This is a genomic window from Clostridium sp. AF27-5AA (assembly GCF_003478415.1).
GTDB lineage: Bacteria > Bacillota > Clostridia > Lachnospirales > Lachnospiraceae > Otoolea > Otoolea fessa.
Genome location: NZ_QUFH01000005.1, coordinates 194,382 through 212,326 on the forward strand (window position 1 = coordinate 194,382; position 17,945 = coordinate 212,326).

A 17,945-nucleotide genomic window follows, 5' to 3' on the forward strand; every position below is an offset into this window, starting at 1 on the left:
AACTGAGCTATCTCGCCATATTAAATTTAGAAAAGTGGGACCTACAGGGCTCGAACCTGTGACCCTCTGCTTGTAAGGCAGATGCTCTCCCAGCTGAGCTAAGATCCCGCTGACACTCGCACAAATCGCGATTGCTTTGCAAGTATAATATAAATTTTCAAGATTGTCAACACTTTTGAGAAAATAATTTATAGAAATTTTCTTATCATTTAAAAGGAAGTATGGTATACTTATCTCATGCAAAATTGTAATGGCGCTGTATCCTGTGACAGGTATTCTGGCAGGGTAAAAGATAAAATATAACGCCCCAGCAGGGGAGTTTCTGTATTTTCGGAAAGCAGGGGACGTTATGGCAAAATATGAGGATGGAGTAATGTATTATTTCATTATTAATCCCGCTTCACAGAGTGGCTGCGGCTATAAGATATGGAAAAAAATAGAGCAGCGGCTTGTGCGGGACGGGGTTGAGTATCAGGCATATTTGACAGAATATGCGGGGCAGGCGACAGAGTATGCAAGGAAGCTGACGTCCCACTGCAAGGAGGCACGGGTGATTGTGGTCGTGGGCGGTGACGGGACAATGAATGAGGTCGTGGACGGAATCGTTTCCTGCGACATGGTGACGCTGGGCTATATTCCGGTGGGGACAGGCAGTGATCTGGCGCGCGGGCTCCGGCTTTCGAGAAGACCGATGCGCGAACTGCGCCGGATTTTTAAGGCGCGGCGGATCCGGCAGATCGATTATGGTGTGATTGCATACGGCGATGATGTGCTCCGACATCGGCGTTTTATTGTCAGCGCGGGGATCGGGCTGGATGCGGAAGTATGCCAGCATATGCAGCGTTCGGCGATCAAAAATATCTGCAACCGGATTCATCTGCGGCGATTGTCGTACCGGATACTGGGATTTATACAGTATTTGAAGGCGAAACCGATCCGGGGGTATATTTTGCTCGATGGAACGCGCCGGGTGGAATTTAATTATATTTATTTTATCAGTGCACAGATTCAACCCTGCGAGGGCGGCGGATTCTGGTTTGCGCCGAAGGCGGACAGCAGCGACGGCAACCTGGAGGTCTGCATTGTCAGCCATGCCTCGAAGCGGCAGGTGCTTGGAACCCTGCTCCGGGCGTTGTTCCGGCGCTCCCACAACCGGGGGCTTCGGTGCTTCAGCTGCCGGGAGGTCCAGATCTACACGGAACGCCCGATGGCAGTTCACGTGGACGGCGAGGGCTGTCAGTACCAGAGCAATCTGGAAGTCCGCTGTATTGAGCGTAAATTAAAAATTGTTGGATAAGTGTATATTTTTCAAAAGTATAAAATAATTTATCAAATAAAGTAACTGCGGGCAGTCCGGACAGTTACAAAATGACCAAGAAAGGAACTAGAATACGATGAGAATAGGACAGGGATATGATGTGCATAAACTTGTTCCGGATCGGGAACTGATTTTAGGCGGCGTGACGATCCCGTATGAGAAGGGGCTGTTAGGACATTCGGATGCGGATGTGCTGGTGCATGCGGTGATGGATGCGCTCTTAGGGGCGGCGGCACTGGGCGACATCGGACAGCATTTTCCGGACACGGATCCGGCATATGAGGGTGCGTCGAGCATCGAACTTCTGAAAAAGGTAGGGAAACTTCTGCAGGAACGCGGCTATGTGATTGAAAATATCGATGCCACGATCATTGCGCAGCGCCCGAAGCTGGCTGCATACCGCCCACAGATGGCAGAAAATATTGCAGATGCGCTGGGGCTTCCGGTCAGCCGTGTGAGTGTCAAGGCGACGACCGAGGAAGGGCTTGGTTTTACAGGCAGCGGCGAGGGCATTTCCTCACAGGCGATTACCCTGTTGACGGAAGTGGAGAATTACTGTTATGATAGTGAAATGATGACGCAGGCAGCGGCTTGCGGTGGATGCGGCGGCTGTGGCGGCTGTCAGGCAGCACCGGAAGCAGATTTAAAATAGAAGAGGAGTAATGAGGTTATGAAAATTTTCAACACATTGTCCCGCAGAAAAGAGGAGTTTGTGCCGATCGAACCGGGCAAGGTTAAGATGTATGTGTGCGGACCGACCGTTTACAATTTTATTCATATTGGAAATGCAAGACCGATGATCGTATTTGATACGGTCCGCCGGTATTTTGAGTACAAAGGATACGAAGTAAACTATGTATCTAACTTTACTGATGTGGATGACAAGATTATCAGGAAAGCCATCGAGGAGGGCGTGGATGCGGAGACGATCTCCAAGCGCTATATCGCAGAGTGCAAAAAAGATATGGAGATGATGAACGTCAAACCGGCGACGAAGAATCCGCAGGCAACTCAGGAGATCGGCGGTATGATCGAGATGATCAATACGCTGATCGAAAAAGGACATGCGTATGTGGCAGCTGACGGCACGGTTTATTTCCGCACCAAATCCTTTAAAGAGTACGGAAAACTGTCCCATAAAAATCTGGACGATCTGCAGTCCGGCTTCCGTGAGATCAAGGTAACCGGCGAGGAAGGCAAGGAAGATCCGACCGATTTCGTTCTCTGGAAACCGAAAAAAGAAGGAGAGCCGTTCTGGGAGTCTCCGTGGTGCCAGGGCCGTCCAGGCTGGCATATCGAGTGCTCCGAGATGTCCAAGAAATACCTTGGCGAGTCCATCGATATCCATGCAGGCGGAGAGGATCTGATCTTTCCGCACCATGAAAATGAGATCGCGCAGAGCGAGTGCGCGAACGGCAAGACCTTTGCCAACTACTGGATGCACAACGCATTCTTAAATATTGATAACCGCAAGATGTCCAAATCTCTTGGAAACTTCTTTACCGTGCGTGAGATCAGTGAGAAATACGATTTGCAGGTTCTGCGTCTCTTCATGCTGAGCGCCCAGTACCGCAGCCCGCTCAATTTCAGCGCGGATTTGATGGAAGCTTCGAAAAACAGCTTAGAGCGCATCCGCACTGCGGCAGAGCATCAGGCAGACTGCCTGAAAGCAGCGAAAGAGGGCGAGATGACGGCAGAGGAGAAGCAGAATCAGGCAGCAGTCGAGGAGTTGGTTCAGAAGTTCGAGACGGCGATGGACGATGATTTCAACACCGCAGATGCGATTTCAGCTATTTTTGAGATTGTACGCCTGAGCAACTCCACGATTTCGGAAGCATCGACGAAGGCATACGTTTCCTATGTCAAAGAGACGATGGACAAGCTCTGCGATGTGCTCGGTATTATCACGGAGAAGAAGGAAGAGATTCTGGACAGCGAAGTAGAAGACTTGATCGCAAAACGCCAGCAGGCGAGAAAAGACAAGAATTTCGCACTGGCAGATGAGATCCGTGGACAGCTTCTCGATATGGGAATTATTCTGGAAGATACGAGAGAGGGCGTCAAATGGAAACGGGCTTAAATGCGTTTAAGGAAGCGCTGCATTTAAAACACGTTGAGGCGGGGGAGTATTCCCCGCTGGCGCTGGCGTATATCGGCGATGCGGTCTATGAGCTGGCGATCCGCACCCTTGTCATGAACCGCGGCAATATGCAGGTCAACAAGATGCACAAGAAGACGGCGAACCTGGTCAAGGCGGACGCACAGGCACGTTTTTATCTGCTTCTGGAGGAAGAGCTGACGGATGCGGAGAAGGCGGCATACCGACGCGGACGCAATGCGAAATCTTTTACGATGCCGAAGCACGCGACGATGAAGGATTACCGGATGGCGACCGGATTTGAGGCGCTGATGGGCTATCTCTATCTGACCGAGCAGTTTGACAGGATGGCAGAACTTCTGGGAAAAGGGCTGGAACAGATGGGAGAATTAATATCGTTATAAATCATGATGAGGAAAATAGATGGAACAGGAAAATAAGCAGGAAAATAGATTTGAAGAGACGATGATCGAAGGCAGAAACGCCGTTTTAGAGGCATTCCGTTCGGGCAAGACGGTGGATAAGCTGTTTGTGCTGGATGGCTGCCAGGATGGACCGGTCAAGACGATCACGAGAGAGGCAAAAAAGCAGAATACGATCATCCACTATGTGGCGAAGGAGAGACTCGACCAGCTTTCTGAGACCGGTAAGCATCAGGGCGTGATTGCACAGGCAGCGGCATACCGCTATGCAGAGGTGGAAGATATGCTAAAGCTGGCAGAAGAGAAAGGCGAGCCGCCGTTTCTCTTTATTCTGGATGGCATTGAGGATCCGCACAATCTGGGTGCGATCATCCGTACTGCCAATCTGGCAGGCGCACATGGCGTGATCATCCCGAAACGCCGCGCAGTGGGACTGACATCGACGGTTGCGAAGACCTCGGCGGGAGCGCTGAATTATACGCCGGTGGCGAAGGTAACCAATATTTCAGCCACGATCGAGGAGCTGAAAGAGAGAGGACTCTGGTTTGTCTGTGCCGATATGGGAGGAGAGAGCATGTACCGCCTCGACTTAAAAGGGCCGATCGGTCTGGTGATTGGCAATGAGGGCGAAGGTGTCAGCCGTCTGGTGCGGGAAAAATGTGATTTCATCGCATCGATCCCGATGAAGGGAGATATCGACTCCCTGAACGCATCGGTGGCAGCTGGCGTGCTGGCATATGAGATTGTGCGTCAGAGAATGATGTAGGGTAAGTGAAAGGTATCGGGCAACCGATTCCGCTGCTCCCCTCCCCGTTGGAATCATATAGAAATATGAAAAGATAGGAAATGAGAATCGGATGTCTGCGAATGAAAACGGAGGCATCCGATGAAAAAAACGGGAAATTTAAAAAAATAAAAAAAATTCAAAAAAACCGTTGACAAAACGATTGTATCATGATAAACTAATCGAGGCTTAGAGATGAGCCGAAAACAAAAAGATGCTGCTGTAGCACAGTCGGTAGTGCGTCGCATTGGTAGTGCGGAGGTCACGGGTCCGATTCCCGTCAGCAGCTCTGCTAGAAAAGAACGGAAGCCTTTGATTTACAAGGGTTTCCGTTTTTTTTATTCTCTACTTGCAATTCATTCCAGTTGTGCTATAATGATAACAGTTTGGACGGGGACATAGCTCAGCTGGGAGAGCGTTGCGTTCGCAACGCAAAGGTCGCGGGTTCGAATCCCGTTGTCTCCATGATAGAGAAAGCCTTGAAAACACTGGTTTTTCCTTTGTTTTCAAGGCTTTTTTGTTTTTTTGAGATTTCAAGCGGAACCAAATATTCCGTTATAGGTACACACTTTTCGGTACAAGGATCACACGGACTTTCAGTATCGATGAATTTGCCGCACATTTTTTCTAAAAGAACTTTCGAAAAAATTCAAAAAAATAAAAAAAACTCTTCCATTTTGAACTACCCTATGTTATAATAAACTCACTTGTGAGTCAGAAAGACAAGCAAGCGGGCATGGCGGAATTGGCAGACGCGCCAGATTTAGGTTCTGGTACGAGAGTGTGCAGGTTCAAGTCCTGTTGCCCGCACTAGAAATTACGCAGAAGTGGCGGAATTGGCAGACGCGCACGGTTCAGGTCCGTGTGATGGCAACATCATGAGGGTTCAAGTCCCTTCTTCTGCATGATTAGCTGCAGAACCTGAGTGCAGCGTGGAACTCCCAGAGATGATTTCTCCGGGAGTTTTTCTTTTTCTATAAAAGGAATCAAAAAGGGGCAGACGCGCAAGCGAAAGCCCCTTTTTTGATTCGGATTTGTAATATAAATCAAAAAATTAGAATTTCTGAAATTCTTCTACATTTATTACAAATACGGTTGCTCCGCCGACTTTCATGTTCATCGGAACGGTCATATTGACGGTCGGACAGCAGTTTCCGGCCATGGTCGGCGGCGTGTATACAAGCTGCTCGCGGGCACCGGACATTTTTTTGATGATGGAGATGGCGTCCTCGACGCGTTCATCTTCGACACCGAGCATCAGGGTTGTACTTTTCTTTTTCAGAAAGCCGCCCATCGTGGAAAGCTTGGTGACAAAGAAGGAGTGCTGGTTTAATTCATATACTAAATCATCGGCGTCCTCACTGCCAATGATTGCGATAATCATTTTCATAAGCGGTACCTCCTGAAAAATTTTCTATTATTGTACCATTAATTTATGAAAATGGAAATAAAAAAATGAGAAATTTATGTTAAAATATAAATGATTATGATTGCTTGCAGGTGAGAATTTTTTGGACTGAAAATTCCATCTGCCGCAGGAATGGCGGCAGATTTGCGGGATGAGAGAAAGGCAGAAGTATGATTCGAAATATAGTATTTGATATGGGAATGGTTTTACTGGAGTATGATCCGGTCAAGGTGTGCTGGGAGTACACAGATAATCCGGAGGATGTGGAGTGGATGCGCCGCGAATTGTTTGATTCGAAGGAGTGGTCGCTTTTAGACGAGGGAACGCTGACGGATGCACAGGCGCTGGAGCGGGTGCAGAAACGCCTGCCAAATGAACATTTGCGCTGGCTGGCGAAGGAAAGTCTGGAACACTGGCATGAGTACAACATCTGGGCAAAGCCGGGGATGGGAGAGCTGGTGAAGGAACTGAAAGAAAAGGGCTGCGGCATCTACCTCTGCTCGAATTGTTCCGTGCGCCTGCGTGTGTTCGAGCAGGAGATTCCGGGCATTGAATATTTTGATGGCACGCTTGTCTCAGCGGAGGAGAAGCTGGCGAAGCCGAATCCGGCGATCTATGAGAGATTGTTTGAAAAATTTCATCTCAAAGCGGAAGAATGCTTTTTCATCGATGACCGTCAGGATAACATCGACAGCGCGAAGGGCTGCGGCATGGATGGTTACTGTTTTGCGGACGGGAATGTGGAGAAGCTACGGGCGTACATGGGGAAGATGGAAATATTATAGAAAAGCAGTGCAAGGTGCCCGATAAAAAGATTATTTTCCTAAAAAACACCGGGAGAGTCATAAGCTGATGAAAAGAAAGTGAAAAGGTTTTGGAATCAGGTACTTATGGTCTAAAAAAAATACAAAATCAGAAAGAAATTTGATTGATAATAATATCACAATATGAGATAATGAAGAAGAATGGGGAAAGATGCATTTTTAGTAAATTCCCCTGGAAGATGCATGTGAACAGGCAGTTTTTTGACCGGGAATCTCCGGTGAAAGGCTGCGTCTGTTTTATAACGGATAGTGAGGAGGTCATTATATGAGAGTATCGATTTGTATCGGAAGTGCCTGTCATCTGAAAGGATCCCGCGAGGTAATCCAGAAGCTGCAGAAGCTGGTTTCAGAGAATCATCTGGACAGTGAGGTGGATTTAAATGGAGATTTCTGCAGCGGCAACTGCCGTAAAGGTGTCTGTGTGACGGTAGATGGAGAACTGTATTCCGTAAAACCGGAGACAACGGAAGAATTTTTCCAGAAGGAGATTCTGGGACGCCTGAACGCGTAATCGTTTACATATAGCGGCAAAAAGAGAGGGAGAGTCTATGCCGATTATTGATTTTAAGGCGACGATGTGTAAGCATTGTTATAAATGTGTGCGGGGCTGCGAAGTGAAATCAATCATGATCCGGGATGGTCATGCATATATCATGCCAAATCGCTGTATTCTCTGTGGGCAGTGCCTTTTGAACTGCCCGCAGTCGGCAAAACGTGTTCCGAGCGAACTTTCCAAGGTCAAAAAGCTGATTGAGAGCGGCGCACCGGTTATTGCATCGCTGTCGTCTTCCTATATGGGGGTTCTGCCGTATAAAAAGCGGGGGCAGGTCAAGTCAGCATTAAAAAAGCTGGGATTTACGAATGTTTGTGATGCGGCGGAGGGAGCCGCGCTGGCGACGGAAGAGTATGTCCGTTTATTAGAGCAGGGCGAGATGAAAAATATCATCACAACTGCCTGTCCGAGTATCGTGAACCTGATTGAGATTCATTATCCAGAACTGATCAAATATCTGGCACCGGTGCTGATTCCGTCGGGGATCCATACGCGCATGCTGCACGCGGAGTTCGGCGAGGCGGCGAAGGTGGTTGTGATCGGACCGTGTATCGCGGAAAAAGAGAAAAACAGGGTTGTGAAGCCCGATGCAGTCCTCACATTTGAGGATTTAAAACAGTGGCTGTCAGAGGAACAGATCGAGATCGAAGCATGTGAGGAAGAACCGTTCGAAGATCGTGAACCGGGCGCGAATCTGCGTTATCCGGTCAGCGGCGGACTGCTTACGGCGGTGACGGCGACCCAGAAGAAACCGGACAAGTACCGCAAGTTCTACGTCAGCGGCGTGAAGGACTGCCTGGATGTCTGTGAGGCGATGAAAACCGGCGAGGTGGCTGGCTGTTTCATCGAGATGAACGCCTGTCATGGAGGCTGTGTCAATGGACCGTCCACGGCGACCTCCGTGTCGAGTTTTAAAGTTAAGCTGGATCTGGAAGCGATGCTTCCGAAGGAACCGGCAGATCTATCCCTGATGCATGAGGCGGCGCGCCAGGTGGAGATTCACCGAACGTTTGTGGATCGTTCCCAGAAGGAGCGGATTCCGACCGAGGAAGAGATCCGGGAGATCTTGAAAAAGACGGGCAAGATGACGCCGGAGCAGGAATTAAACTGTGGTGCATGCGGTTATCCGACCTGTCGGGAGAAGGCGATCGCTGTTTTCCAGAAAAAGGCGGAGGTCGATATGTGTATTCCGTACCTGCATGACCGGGCGCAGTCGCTGTCTCATCTGGTGATGGATACGTCCCCGAACCTGATCATGATCATCGACGATGATATGCGGATCCGGGAGTGTTCGGTGGCGGCAGAAATGTATTTCGGCGTCAAACCGGAGGCGATCAAGGGAAAACCGCTGGAGGACTTTATCAACGCCGAGGATGTACGCGAGGTATTCCGGACGCACACAAGCGTCCACAGCCGGAAGGTGATCTATCCGGATCGGAATCTTGTGACGCTTCAAAACATTGCGTATATCGATGACGGCAATTTTGTCATTGCCACGATCATTGATGTGACGCGCGAGGAAAAACAGGCAAAACAGGAATATGCCAAGAAAAAGGCGACCATTGATCTGGCACAGAATGTCATTTACAAACAGATGATGGTTGCACAGAATATTGCCGGACTCCTGGGTGAGACGACGGCGGAGACGAAGACAACCCTGATGAAGCTTTGTTCCCTGATTGACGATGAGAGCGAAAGTGAGGTCCGATAAATGGGAGTAACCGTAGATGTCACGTTTAAAAGTCTGAATAAGTATTCAGAGATCCTGTGCGGCGATACGGTAGAGTGCCTGAAAACGGAAGATTCGGACGTTATCATTCTGGCGGACGGCATGGGAAGCGGCGTCAAGGCGAATATTCTTTCAACGCTGACGGCAAAGATTCTGGGTACGATGTTTTTAAATGGAGCCACGCTGGAGGAATGTGTGGAGACGATTGTGCAGACGCTTCCGATCTGTCAGACGAGACAGGTGGCGTATGCGACGTTCTCGATTCTCCAGATTTTCAACAACGGCGAGGTATATTTAGTTGAATATGATAACCCGCGATGCATTTTTTTGCGCTGTGGTCATGTGGTGGAGCTGCAGAAATACAAGCGTCTCGTCAAGGACAAGGAGATCAGCGAGTGCCGGTTCCAGGTTCAGAAGGGTGATGCGCTGGTACTTGTCAGCGACGGCGTGACGCACGCGGGAGTCGGAAAGAGCGGCAAATATAAATTTGGCTGGCCGTGGGAGTCGGTGGCAGAGTTTGTTTCGGAACAATGTCTGACCTCTCTTTCGTCGGCACGTATGGCGGCGGCACTCTGTGCGGAATGCAGCCAGATTTACGAGGGAAAACCGGGCGATGATACGACGGTTGTGGTAGCTCGGATCATTGACCGGAAACCGGTCAACCTGATGACGGGACCGCCGCTCGACCGCAATGACGATGAGACGATCACGGCGGATTTTATGAAAGATGAGTCGGCAAAGCACATTGTATCGGGCGGAACCAGCGCGACGATCCTGTCGCGGGAGCTGGGACGACCGCTGCGGGTATCAATGGATTACAGCGACCCGGATATTCCGCCGATCGCTTTTATGGAAGGCATCGATCTGGTGACGGAGGGAGTCCTGACGCTGCGAAAAGCGATCGAACTTCTGAAACGCTATCTGATCGAATGCGATTTAAGTTCTGAGTTTTTCAGCGAGTTGGACAAGAAAAATGGTGCGTCCATGATCGCGAAGATTTTGATTGAAGACTGCACGGAATTACATATGTTTGTGGGAACGGCGGCGAACAGCGCCTACCAGAATCCAGGGCTGGCGTTTGATCTGGGAATCCGCCAGAACCTGGTCAAACAGCTAAAAGAAGCAGTCGAAGGTATGGGAAAGAAAGTTACGGTAACGTATTATTAATAAGGAGGATAAACCATGGTAACGAATGACGCGACAATTCTGCGCATCAAACATGAGATACTTTACGAGGTAGCAAAGCTTGCCTGGAATGATCAGTTAGAGGACGGAAGAGACGATATTCCGTATAAAATCAGTCCTGGTCCGCAGGCACAGTACCGCTGCTGTGTATACAAGGAGAGAGAGATTGTCCGCCAGAGAATCCGTCTGGCAGAAGGTAAATGTCCGTCTGACCGCAATACAAACAATGTCGTACAGGTTATCAATGCAGCCTGTGAGGAGTGCCCGATTGCGTCCTACACAGTCACCGATAACTGCCGTAAATGTATGGGTAAAGCCTGCCAGAACTCCTGTCCGTTTGGAGCGATCAGCATGGGAAATACCAAGGCGCACATCGACCCAGATAAATGCCGCGAGTGCGGAAAGTGTTCCCAGGCATGCCCATACAATGCGATTGCCCATCTGGAGCGCCCGTGTAAGAAGGTCTGCCCAGTGGATGCGATTACCTACGATGAGTATGGTGTATGTGTGATCGATGAGAAAAAATGTATCCAGTGTGGCGCCTGCATCCATTCCTGCCCGTTCGGTGCGATCGGTTCCAAGACCTTCATGGTCGATGTGATCCGCCTGATCAACGCAGGCAAAAAGGTCGTAGCGATGCTGGCACCGGCGACCGAAGGCCAGTTTGGACCGGACATCACGTTTGCAAGCTGGAAAACAGCTTTAAAGAAGATTGGGTTTGCAGATATGATCGAGGTTGGTCTGGGCGGCGATATGACCGCGGCAGCTGAGGCAGAAGAGTGGGCGGAAGCTTACAAAGAGGGCAAGAAGATGACGACCTCCTGCTGTCCGGCATTTGTCAACATGATTAAACAGCATTTCCCGCAGCTGCTTGACAATATGTCCACGACGGTTTCCCCGATGTGTGCGGTCTCCCGCATGCTGAAGGCTCAGGATCCGGAGGTTGTCACCGTCTTTATCGGACCGTGTATCGCGAAGAAGAGCGAGACGTTGGATCTGAATATCCAGGGCAATGCGGACTATGCGATGACTTACGGAGAGATCCGTGCGATGATGCGGGCGAAAGATGTAAATCTGGAGCCGGAAGAGAACAGCATGCAGGAAGCCAGTGTATTTGGAAAACGCTTCGGCAATGGCGGCGGCGTAACAGCGGCGGTATTAGAATGTCTGAAAGAGTCTGGTGAGAATACCGATATCAAGGTAGCGCGCTGCAACGGTGCGGCTGAGTGTAAGAAAGCCCTTCTTCTTCTGAAAGTGGGACGTCTGCCGGAGGACTTCATCGAGGGTATGGCGTGTGTCGGCGGCTGTGTCGGCGGACCGAGCAAGCACAAAGCCGAGATGGAGGCGAAGAAGTCGAGAGACAAACTCATCGCCGAGGCAGATGCAAGAGAAGTACATGAGAACCTGAAGGCGTATGATATGTCGTCGTTCTCGATGCATCGGCATTGATGCGGGATGTTCTTGGGAGAATGTGCGTGTTCTGAGAATTTGGCTGAGATAAAATAAACTAAAATTTATATATGAGTTAGTGGGAAAGTGCCTGCTCTGGAAAATGAAATTTGGAATGTGAATTTGACTTTCTGGGGCGGGCGTTTTTCGTTGTGAAAATTCCAAAAGAGTTCTTGCATTTAGAGAATAGATGTGTTAGACTCAGTATATCTTATCGAAATGAACTGCGGTCGCAGGTGGTTTCGTTCTAATTTATCTTTTTATTCTGAGTAATTTGTGAGGTGCGTTTCGCACAGAATTCGATGATTTAGGAAAATTTGGGAGAATCGAATAACGGTATCGTTATAAAAAATGTGCAATATATTATATGATATATGCAATGCAAAATGAAAGCTTTTTATAGACGGAAAGAACCGTTGTTTAACTCAGAGTGAGGATGTGAAAAAGGTTTGAGGGGGGAGGTTTGAGTTGTTAAAAATAAACATGGGGGCTCATAAAGGGCGTCGCTGCCGGAATGGTACCATTTTGGGAATATCACTGATATTGATATTTTCATCCGGTAGAATGGCGCTGGCAGCTGAAAATGCAGTGAAACAGGCAGAAACAGCTGTCATAGTCGGCTACAGCGTCTCATTTATAGATGCTGAGAATGCAAATCATCTTATATTTCATACGCAAACGGGCAAAGTTTTGGAAGGAACTTCCCTGAATGTATCTTTCCCAGAGCAAATCATAGGGAGCGACGGGCATATCTGGAAATCAGCGGTACAGTCACCGCAAATATTTGAACTGTATGGAACAGGAACTGAAAAAATTTATATCAAATATGAAAGAGGCGGCAAGGCTCCAGAAATGGGAGCAGAGGAGGATGCCGCCATGCTGGCACTTCGGAAACGCCTGGAACGATGGAAACAGAGGGCATGGGAGGCGGAGTGCGCCATATTTGGGCGCGAGGATGCGGCGGTATCGGGCAGCGGTTCCGGTCTGACCGTTCAAAATCAGTCGGAAAATGATGCCAGGATCCGGAATCTGGTATCTGCGATCGGGGATGCAGCGTGGCATGAATTTTATCTGATTGGTCAGGATTTTACACCGTCGGCAAAAACAATCGGGGTGGAATACGACGCAGTTTATTCTGAGGTGGAAGAGGATTCCTTTTCGGTGGATGGAAAGGAATATATCATTACGCGCATCCGGGTGCGGAGAAACTGGGATGACCGTACTTGTACGCATCAGTGGAGCCAATGGGAGTGGGAGGAAAATGATTGCTTAAAGAATGGGCGGGCAGTGTATGTCTGCGGACGATGTCAGAAAGAAAAGATAGAGCGCCTTCCGGCGCTGGGGCACCTGGATGAAAACGGGGATCAAATCTGTGACCGCTGTGGAAGCGTGGATTGGAGTGAAAGTGAAATGCCCGAAAAAGTGATCTGGAAGGAGGGCGATGTCCAGCTGCGCGAGGTGGGCGGAGAGATTTTGTCATTTACCTGTATCGACGACGATTACCATGACTGGCAGAATGAACACCGGAAAGCAGCGCTGTTTCTCTGTGACCGCGTGATCCGGGCGGATGTGGACACGGCACCGGGAAAAAAGATGAAGATTTTCTCGTTTGGCAAAGACAATAATTATAAAACTTCGCAGGTGCGCGCATGGCTGCAGAAAAACAGTCAGAACAGCAGCTTCTGTCTGGAACCGATCCATACGGGAATCCAGACCGCGTACATGGGAAGCACGGCGGCTGGTGCATTTTCGCAGACGTCCGGGCGGGAACTGGCGCGTCATGATATTGGTTTTCAGTTTATGAACGACCAGCTTTTCTGCCTGTCATTGGAAGAGGCACTTGCGTACCGGGAATATCTATGGCGGTTTGATTCCGGGGATGATAACCCACAAAGTCAGGTCAGTGCCTATTCACAGGGATATTATCTGCGGACGCCTTTTTATTTGCAGGATGAAAACGGGAAATTCATTTATAATCAGCAGATTTATGGCGTTGATCTGGTAAATGGCTGTCTGCGTCCGGTGAGGACGGACAGTGAGACATATGGAGTACGTCCGGCATTTGCACTGTCACAGATGTAAAAAAGAATACTTGTTGAGCTTGGAAAGCGGGAGTGAAGCTGTTTGGCAGTTTGATTAGGAGAAAAGATTGGACAAGGGGAAAGCAATCTAATGTTTGGGGAAAGAGGGGAACGTGTATGGGGAAAAAGAAGATGAAAAAAGTGATTCCATTTGCGGTGATGACGACGATGCTTTTGTCGGCGACGCTGCCGGCGTTTGCGGCGAGCGGGTTTGTGTTTGAGGATTGGGATTTGGGGATTGTTTCGGAAAGAAAGGAAAAGTTGGATGATACAGACGATGCCATAAAAAGGCAGAAAGAATGGCAGAAACTGGCTGCATCGTCCAGTGAGCTTATGAATGCGGATGTGAGGGCAACTCCCTCAGAATTACGTTCTTCCAAAGTTATAGAGGCAACTCCTTCACAATTAATCATGCCGCGCGTTAGCGTCAGCGCCAGCCTCGGAAATCTCTGGGAAAACTGGGATGTGGCGGATTTGAGCTTTCTGGATGGAACACATGGACTTGGAACGAAACAAAAACCGTATCAGATACGCACGAAACATCAGCTGATGGGACTTAGCTTCCTGGCGGCGTTTGGCATGCAGCCGGATTACGGTGAGGTGGAAGAAGAGATCGTGGGGGATTACCGGGGCGCATGGTTTGAGCTGACGGCGAACATCGATCTGGGAGGAATGGACTGGAATCCGATCGGTTATTACCGGGATGATTCGGAACTTTCAGGGGAGGTGACGCACCCGTTTACGGCAAATCTGGATGGAAACGGTTATAAGATTTCAAATTTCCGGTTTGCAGGAGGCAGTTCGCCGAATGTTGGATTCTTTGGTGCGCTGGATGGGGCGGAGATCCGAAATCTGACGCTGGAACCAGGAAAGCCGGTCAAAGGAGTGCGTCAGGTGGGAATTTTGGCAGGAAATGCGAAGAATTCCAAGATTTTTAATTGTCAGGTAAAAGGCGATGTGGAAGGAACCGGAGCGGTCGGTGGAATGATCGGGCACATGGAAGGCAGCACGGTGGAAAACGGAATGGCACAGGTAACCGTCCGAACGACGGGACGTGCAGCCGGAGCGCAGGCGCTTGCGGGCGGAATCGCCGGGGAAGCGGCGGATGATTCTCGTATCATTGACTGCCAGGTCCGCACCGGGGATAACAGTACCTCGCGGATTCAGGGAACGGATGCGACTGTCGGCGGAATCGTGGGGCTTCAGAATGGGGCGGCTCTCTACAATACCTATGTAAATGGCACGATCGGCGGTTCTGGCAGCCAGAATGTCGGAGGACTCGTTGGAGAACGAATCAGCGGAGACTTGAAAGTGGGGCGGTTTGAGGGAATGATCGGTCAGTCGGGAACCGGGGCTGCCGGACACAGAGGAACCTTCATCGGATACCGCGCACCAGCTAATTATTTTAAATATGGGGATGACATCGCGTACCTGTTTGCGGATACGGAAGCGAAAATCGCAAACAATGTCTGTGGAAGCGGCATTTCAGATGATAACCAGTATACATACGCGGCGCACATCGGATATTCCCACGCGAAAGACAATTTCTTCACGCTGGTATCCGGCGGTGTCACGCGGGATGTGGACGAGCGATATTTTTATGAAGAACTGGAACAGGGGATTCTCTCGATTGTGGATGAAGAGCTGGGCGGGGAGATGGATGCGGAGTCGGTCGGGTACGATCTTGACCATTTTGCACCAAATGATGCGGGACGCCCGGTCCGTGGTTATCTGATTACGATTCCGCAGGTCGATACCGTCTCCAATGGAACGAATTATTACGATGTGGCAGTGCTGGAAGCACGGGGAAATGGCGCGTATTACCGGACACTCGATAAAAAACACCGCGGTGCGGTGGCACCGGGAAAGACGGTGACGGTCAGCACCTCGGCAAAGCAGGCGGAAAAAGCACGCTTTCAGATGGAGGGAGTTCCGACGTATACGCGTGGGAAGAGCCGGAAAGATACTACTTATGTAAATGGCGGCGAGTATTGTTTTACGATGCCGGAGGAAAATACGCAGGTGTCGGCGGTTTATAAAAAGGTGGCAGTTTCGGTCGGGCTGACGCCGGGCGTGACGAAATTCCAGGTGGTGCAGGAGCGGACCGGAAACCGGAAACATCCGACGAAAGTCACACGCGTGATGGATGGAAATGGAAAATTAATTGCGACGTACATCCATGGAAATCTGCAGGCGGGAACACAGGTACAGCCGGTGACGGTGCAGGCGATTGTGGATCGGAATAATGATGTGGCGGATGCATCGGTGCGCTGGAGTATCGATGATTCAGATTTGATTACGTTACTTCCAAATGACGATGAGGAAAGTGGTTATACGAAAAAGAGCGCGTCAGTCCAGGTAAATTTAAATAGTTCGTTTATCACTGATATAGTCCGGAAACTGGAAAAAGAGCAGGCAGACCGCGGATACCAGTATGCGATCGGAAGCGACATATACGGAGCAGGGTATCAGAACGGCGGCGTAGCGGTGCTGACGGCAGAGACGAAACCGGCGGCGAGCTTTGATGGGAAGCCGTGCCGGGGAAATGCGCGGATTGAGGTTACGTTCCAGATCAAGGATCAGACCTATGTAGCCAATGAAGGTGCGGTACTAAATCAGGATCAGTTGAAATTTGAGGTGGTGCGGACATTAAACGGAAATCGGAAACATCCAGATGAAATGATCCGGGTTACGGCACCGCAGGTCTTGAGTGCGTCTTTTACACCCGATTATTTTGACCGGAAAGATATATCGTGGACTGTCGGTGACGCAGCACTGATTTCGGTGGACGGCGAGGACAAGTCTGCCGGTGTGCAGGCGAAAAAGGATGCAAAATGGATCCGGGATCTGATCGCGGCAGATCAGGGCAGACATGTGAATACACCGTATGAAATACAGACAGCTTCCGGCAGCCGCACGACGAAGGTGACAGTGATCGGCGATGATATGCTTGGAAACCGGCAGACGGCATCGTGCAGAGTACAGGTGGATTTCCGGACAGTGGACGAATCGAAGATTTGTGTGGAAGGCATCAGCCTTATACCGAAAACGCTGCAATACGAGATCAAACGCACCCGGACGGGGGCGGGTTATCGTCCGGTGGAGGCATGGACGGGAACCGGTGCGAAAAAGCTGGCAGCGTCGGTATTTCCGGCGCAGGCGTTTAACCAGAAAGTGACATATCAGGCAAGTGATGATTCGCTGTATGTATCATCGGATGGAACCGTGACGGTCAATACGACGGCTTCCTGGATACAGGAGCTTGACCGTCAATACTTAAAATCAGGCAGCCATACGGCATATGTGACCGTGAAAACCGAGGATGGTGGCTTCACGGACCGGGCGGCAGTCACAATTCAGTATGAGGCGGTCGATCAGACATACAGCGGAGGTTCCCATTCGGGCGGAGGTTCTCATTCGGGCGGCGGCTTGGGTGGAGGCTCTTCTTCTGGAAAGGGGGCAGCGGCAGGAAGCAGTGCAGCGAATGCAACCGGACCGGCATCGGGGTTCAGTGATTTGACAGGAGCGGGTATTGGAAATCTGACAGAAGGACAGGCAGGCCCCGGGCAGAATGCGGATGCGGCAGCCATACCGGAATATGTAGTAGCTGGAAACTGGCGGAAGAATGCAGATGGAAGCTGGCAGTTTGAAGCGGGCGGTAGAAACTATGCTTCTGAATGGGCGGCTGTCCACAATCCATATGCCGATCCGGCAAAGGGGCAGAGTACGTTTGACTGGTTCCGATTTGATGCAGATGGCAGGATGGTGAACGGCTGGTATACGGATGTGGATGGAAACACATATTATCTCTGGAAGGAAATGGATGGAACACAGGGGCGTATGCTGACTGGCTGGAACTGGCTGCCGGGAAGCGATGGAGTGTTTCATTGTTACTATTTTCAGGAAAAATCTGATGGAATGAGGGGACGTTTGTATCGAAATACGCACACGCCCGATGGGAATTTAGTCAATGCGGATGGTTCCTGGGTGCTGGACGGAATAGTACAGACGAGAAGCTGAGAGAGGAGGAGAGAAGAAAACAGAGGTAAACAGGAAAATGGAGGGATTTTTTCCATAAAAAATGAAGTGGAATG

General features: G+C 49.9%; 13 protein-coding genes and 5 tRNA genes. 16 read left to right on the forward strand and 2 right to left on the reverse strand.

Annotated elements, in window-relative coordinates; translation table 11 throughout:
- Positions 1-35: 35 nt before the first annotated feature.
- Positions 36-108, reverse strand: a tRNA-Val gene (locus DWY89_RS07435).
- Positions 109-349: 241 nt separating this feature from the next.
- Between DWY89_RS07435 and DWY89_RS07440 the strand changes: the two genes are divergently transcribed.
- The 9 genes from DWY89_RS07440 (at position 350) to DWY89_RS07480 (ending at position 5,527) form a co-directional block, all read left to right on the forward strand.
- Entirely contained in the window at positions 350-1,297 is a 948-nt protein-coding gene (locus DWY89_RS07440; RefSeq protein WP_243022792.1) for a YegS/Rv2252/BmrU family lipid kinase, read from the forward strand.
- Between the two features lie 97 nt (positions 1,298-1,394).
- Positions 1,395-1,970 (forward strand): 2-C-methyl-D-erythritol 2,4-cyclodiphosphate synthase, encoded by a 576-nt coding sequence (gene ispF, locus DWY89_RS07445; RefSeq protein WP_118522989.1) that lies wholly within the window; start codon positions 1,395-1,397, stop codon positions 1,968-1,970.
- A gap of 18 nt (positions 1,971-1,988) precedes the next feature.
- Positions 1,989-3,398 (forward strand): cysteine--tRNA ligase, encoded by a 1,410-nt coding sequence (gene cysS, locus DWY89_RS07450; protein ID WP_107000478.1) that lies wholly within the window; start codon positions 1,989-1,991, stop codon positions 3,396-3,398.
- A complete protein-coding gene (locus tag DWY89_RS07455; protein ID WP_118524553.1) occupies positions 3,383-3,820 on the forward strand; it encodes a ribonuclease III domain-containing protein in 438 nt (145 codons plus the stop codon). The genes cysS and DWY89_RS07455 overlap by 16 nt, the downstream gene beginning before the upstream one ends.
- A gap of 19 nt (positions 3,821-3,839) precedes the next feature.
- Positions 3,840-4,604, forward strand: coding sequence for a 23S rRNA (guanosine(2251)-2'-O)-methyltransferase RlmB (rlmB, locus tag DWY89_RS07460; RefSeq protein WP_022358985.1), 765 nt, complete (start codon positions 3,840-3,842; stop codon positions 4,602-4,604).
- Between the two features lie 234 nt (positions 4,605-4,838).
- Positions 4,839-4,911 (forward strand) — tRNA-Thr (locus DWY89_RS07465).
- 103 nt (positions 4,912-5,014) lie between these two features.
- Positions 5,015-5,087 (forward strand) — tRNA-Ala (locus DWY89_RS07470).
- Between the two features lie 265 nt (positions 5,088-5,352).
- Positions 5,353-5,432: transfer RNA gene (locus DWY89_RS07475), tRNA-Leu, on the forward strand.
- Between the two features lie 11 nt (positions 5,433-5,443).
- Positions 5,444-5,527 (forward strand) — tRNA-Leu (locus DWY89_RS07480).
- A 149-nt stretch (positions 5,528-5,676) separates the two neighbouring features.
- On the opposite strand, the gene DWY89_RS07485 is transcribed toward DWY89_RS07480, so the two are convergent.
- The gene (locus DWY89_RS07485) at positions 5,677-6,012 is read right to left on the reverse strand and encodes a cyclic-di-AMP receptor (RefSeq protein ID WP_022358984.1); all 336 of its coding nucleotides are present in this window, start codon (positions 6,010-6,012) and stop codon (positions 5,677-5,679) included.
- Between the two features lie 188 nt (positions 6,013-6,200).
- Between DWY89_RS07485 and DWY89_RS07490 the strand changes: the two genes are divergently transcribed.
- The 7 genes from DWY89_RS07490 to DWY89_RS07520 all read left to right on the forward strand — a co-directional run bounded on the left by DWY89_RS07490 (position 6,201) and on the right by DWY89_RS07520 (position 17,871).
- Positions 6,201-6,815, forward strand: a complete 615-nt coding sequence (locus tag DWY89_RS07490) for an HAD family phosphatase (protein WP_118524554.1) — start codon at positions 6,201-6,203, stop codon at positions 6,813-6,815.
- Positions 6,816-7,119: 304 nt separating this feature from the next.
- Positions 7,120-7,365 (forward strand): (2Fe-2S) ferredoxin domain-containing protein, encoded by a 246-nt coding sequence (locus tag DWY89_RS07495; RefSeq protein ID WP_022358982.1) that lies wholly within the window; start codon positions 7,120-7,122, stop codon positions 7,363-7,365.
- 37 nt (positions 7,366-7,402) lie between these two features.
- Entirely contained in the window at positions 7,403-9,118 is a 1,716-nt protein-coding gene (locus DWY89_RS07500) for a [Fe-Fe] hydrogenase large subunit C-terminal domain-containing protein (protein ID WP_118522987.1), read from the forward strand.
- On the forward strand, positions 9,119-10,303 hold the full coding sequence (locus tag DWY89_RS07505) for a SpoIIE family protein phosphatase (protein ID WP_107000473.1): 1,185 nt from the start codon (positions 9,119-9,121) through the stop codon (positions 10,301-10,303).
- 15 nt (positions 10,304-10,318) lie between these two features.
- Positions 10,319-11,770: a 4Fe-4S dicluster domain-containing protein gene (locus DWY89_RS07510; protein ID WP_118491573.1), complete on the forward strand. Its 1,452-nt coding sequence runs from the start codon at positions 10,319-10,321 to the stop codon at positions 11,768-11,770.
- An 852-nt stretch (positions 11,771-12,622) separates the two neighbouring features.
- Positions 12,623-13,852 carry a DUF6273 domain-containing protein gene (locus DWY89_RS07515; RefSeq protein ID WP_147353330.1) on the forward strand — a complete coding sequence of 410 codons (1,230 nt, stop codon included), beginning with the start codon at positions 12,623-12,625 and terminating at the stop codon, positions 13,850-13,852.
- Between the two features lie 116 nt (positions 13,853-13,968).
- Positions 13,969-17,871, forward strand: a complete 3,903-nt coding sequence (locus tag DWY89_RS07520) for a peptidase A26 (RefSeq protein WP_118524556.1) — start codon at positions 13,969-13,971, stop codon at positions 17,869-17,871.
- Positions 17,872-17,945: the final 74 nt, after the last annotated feature.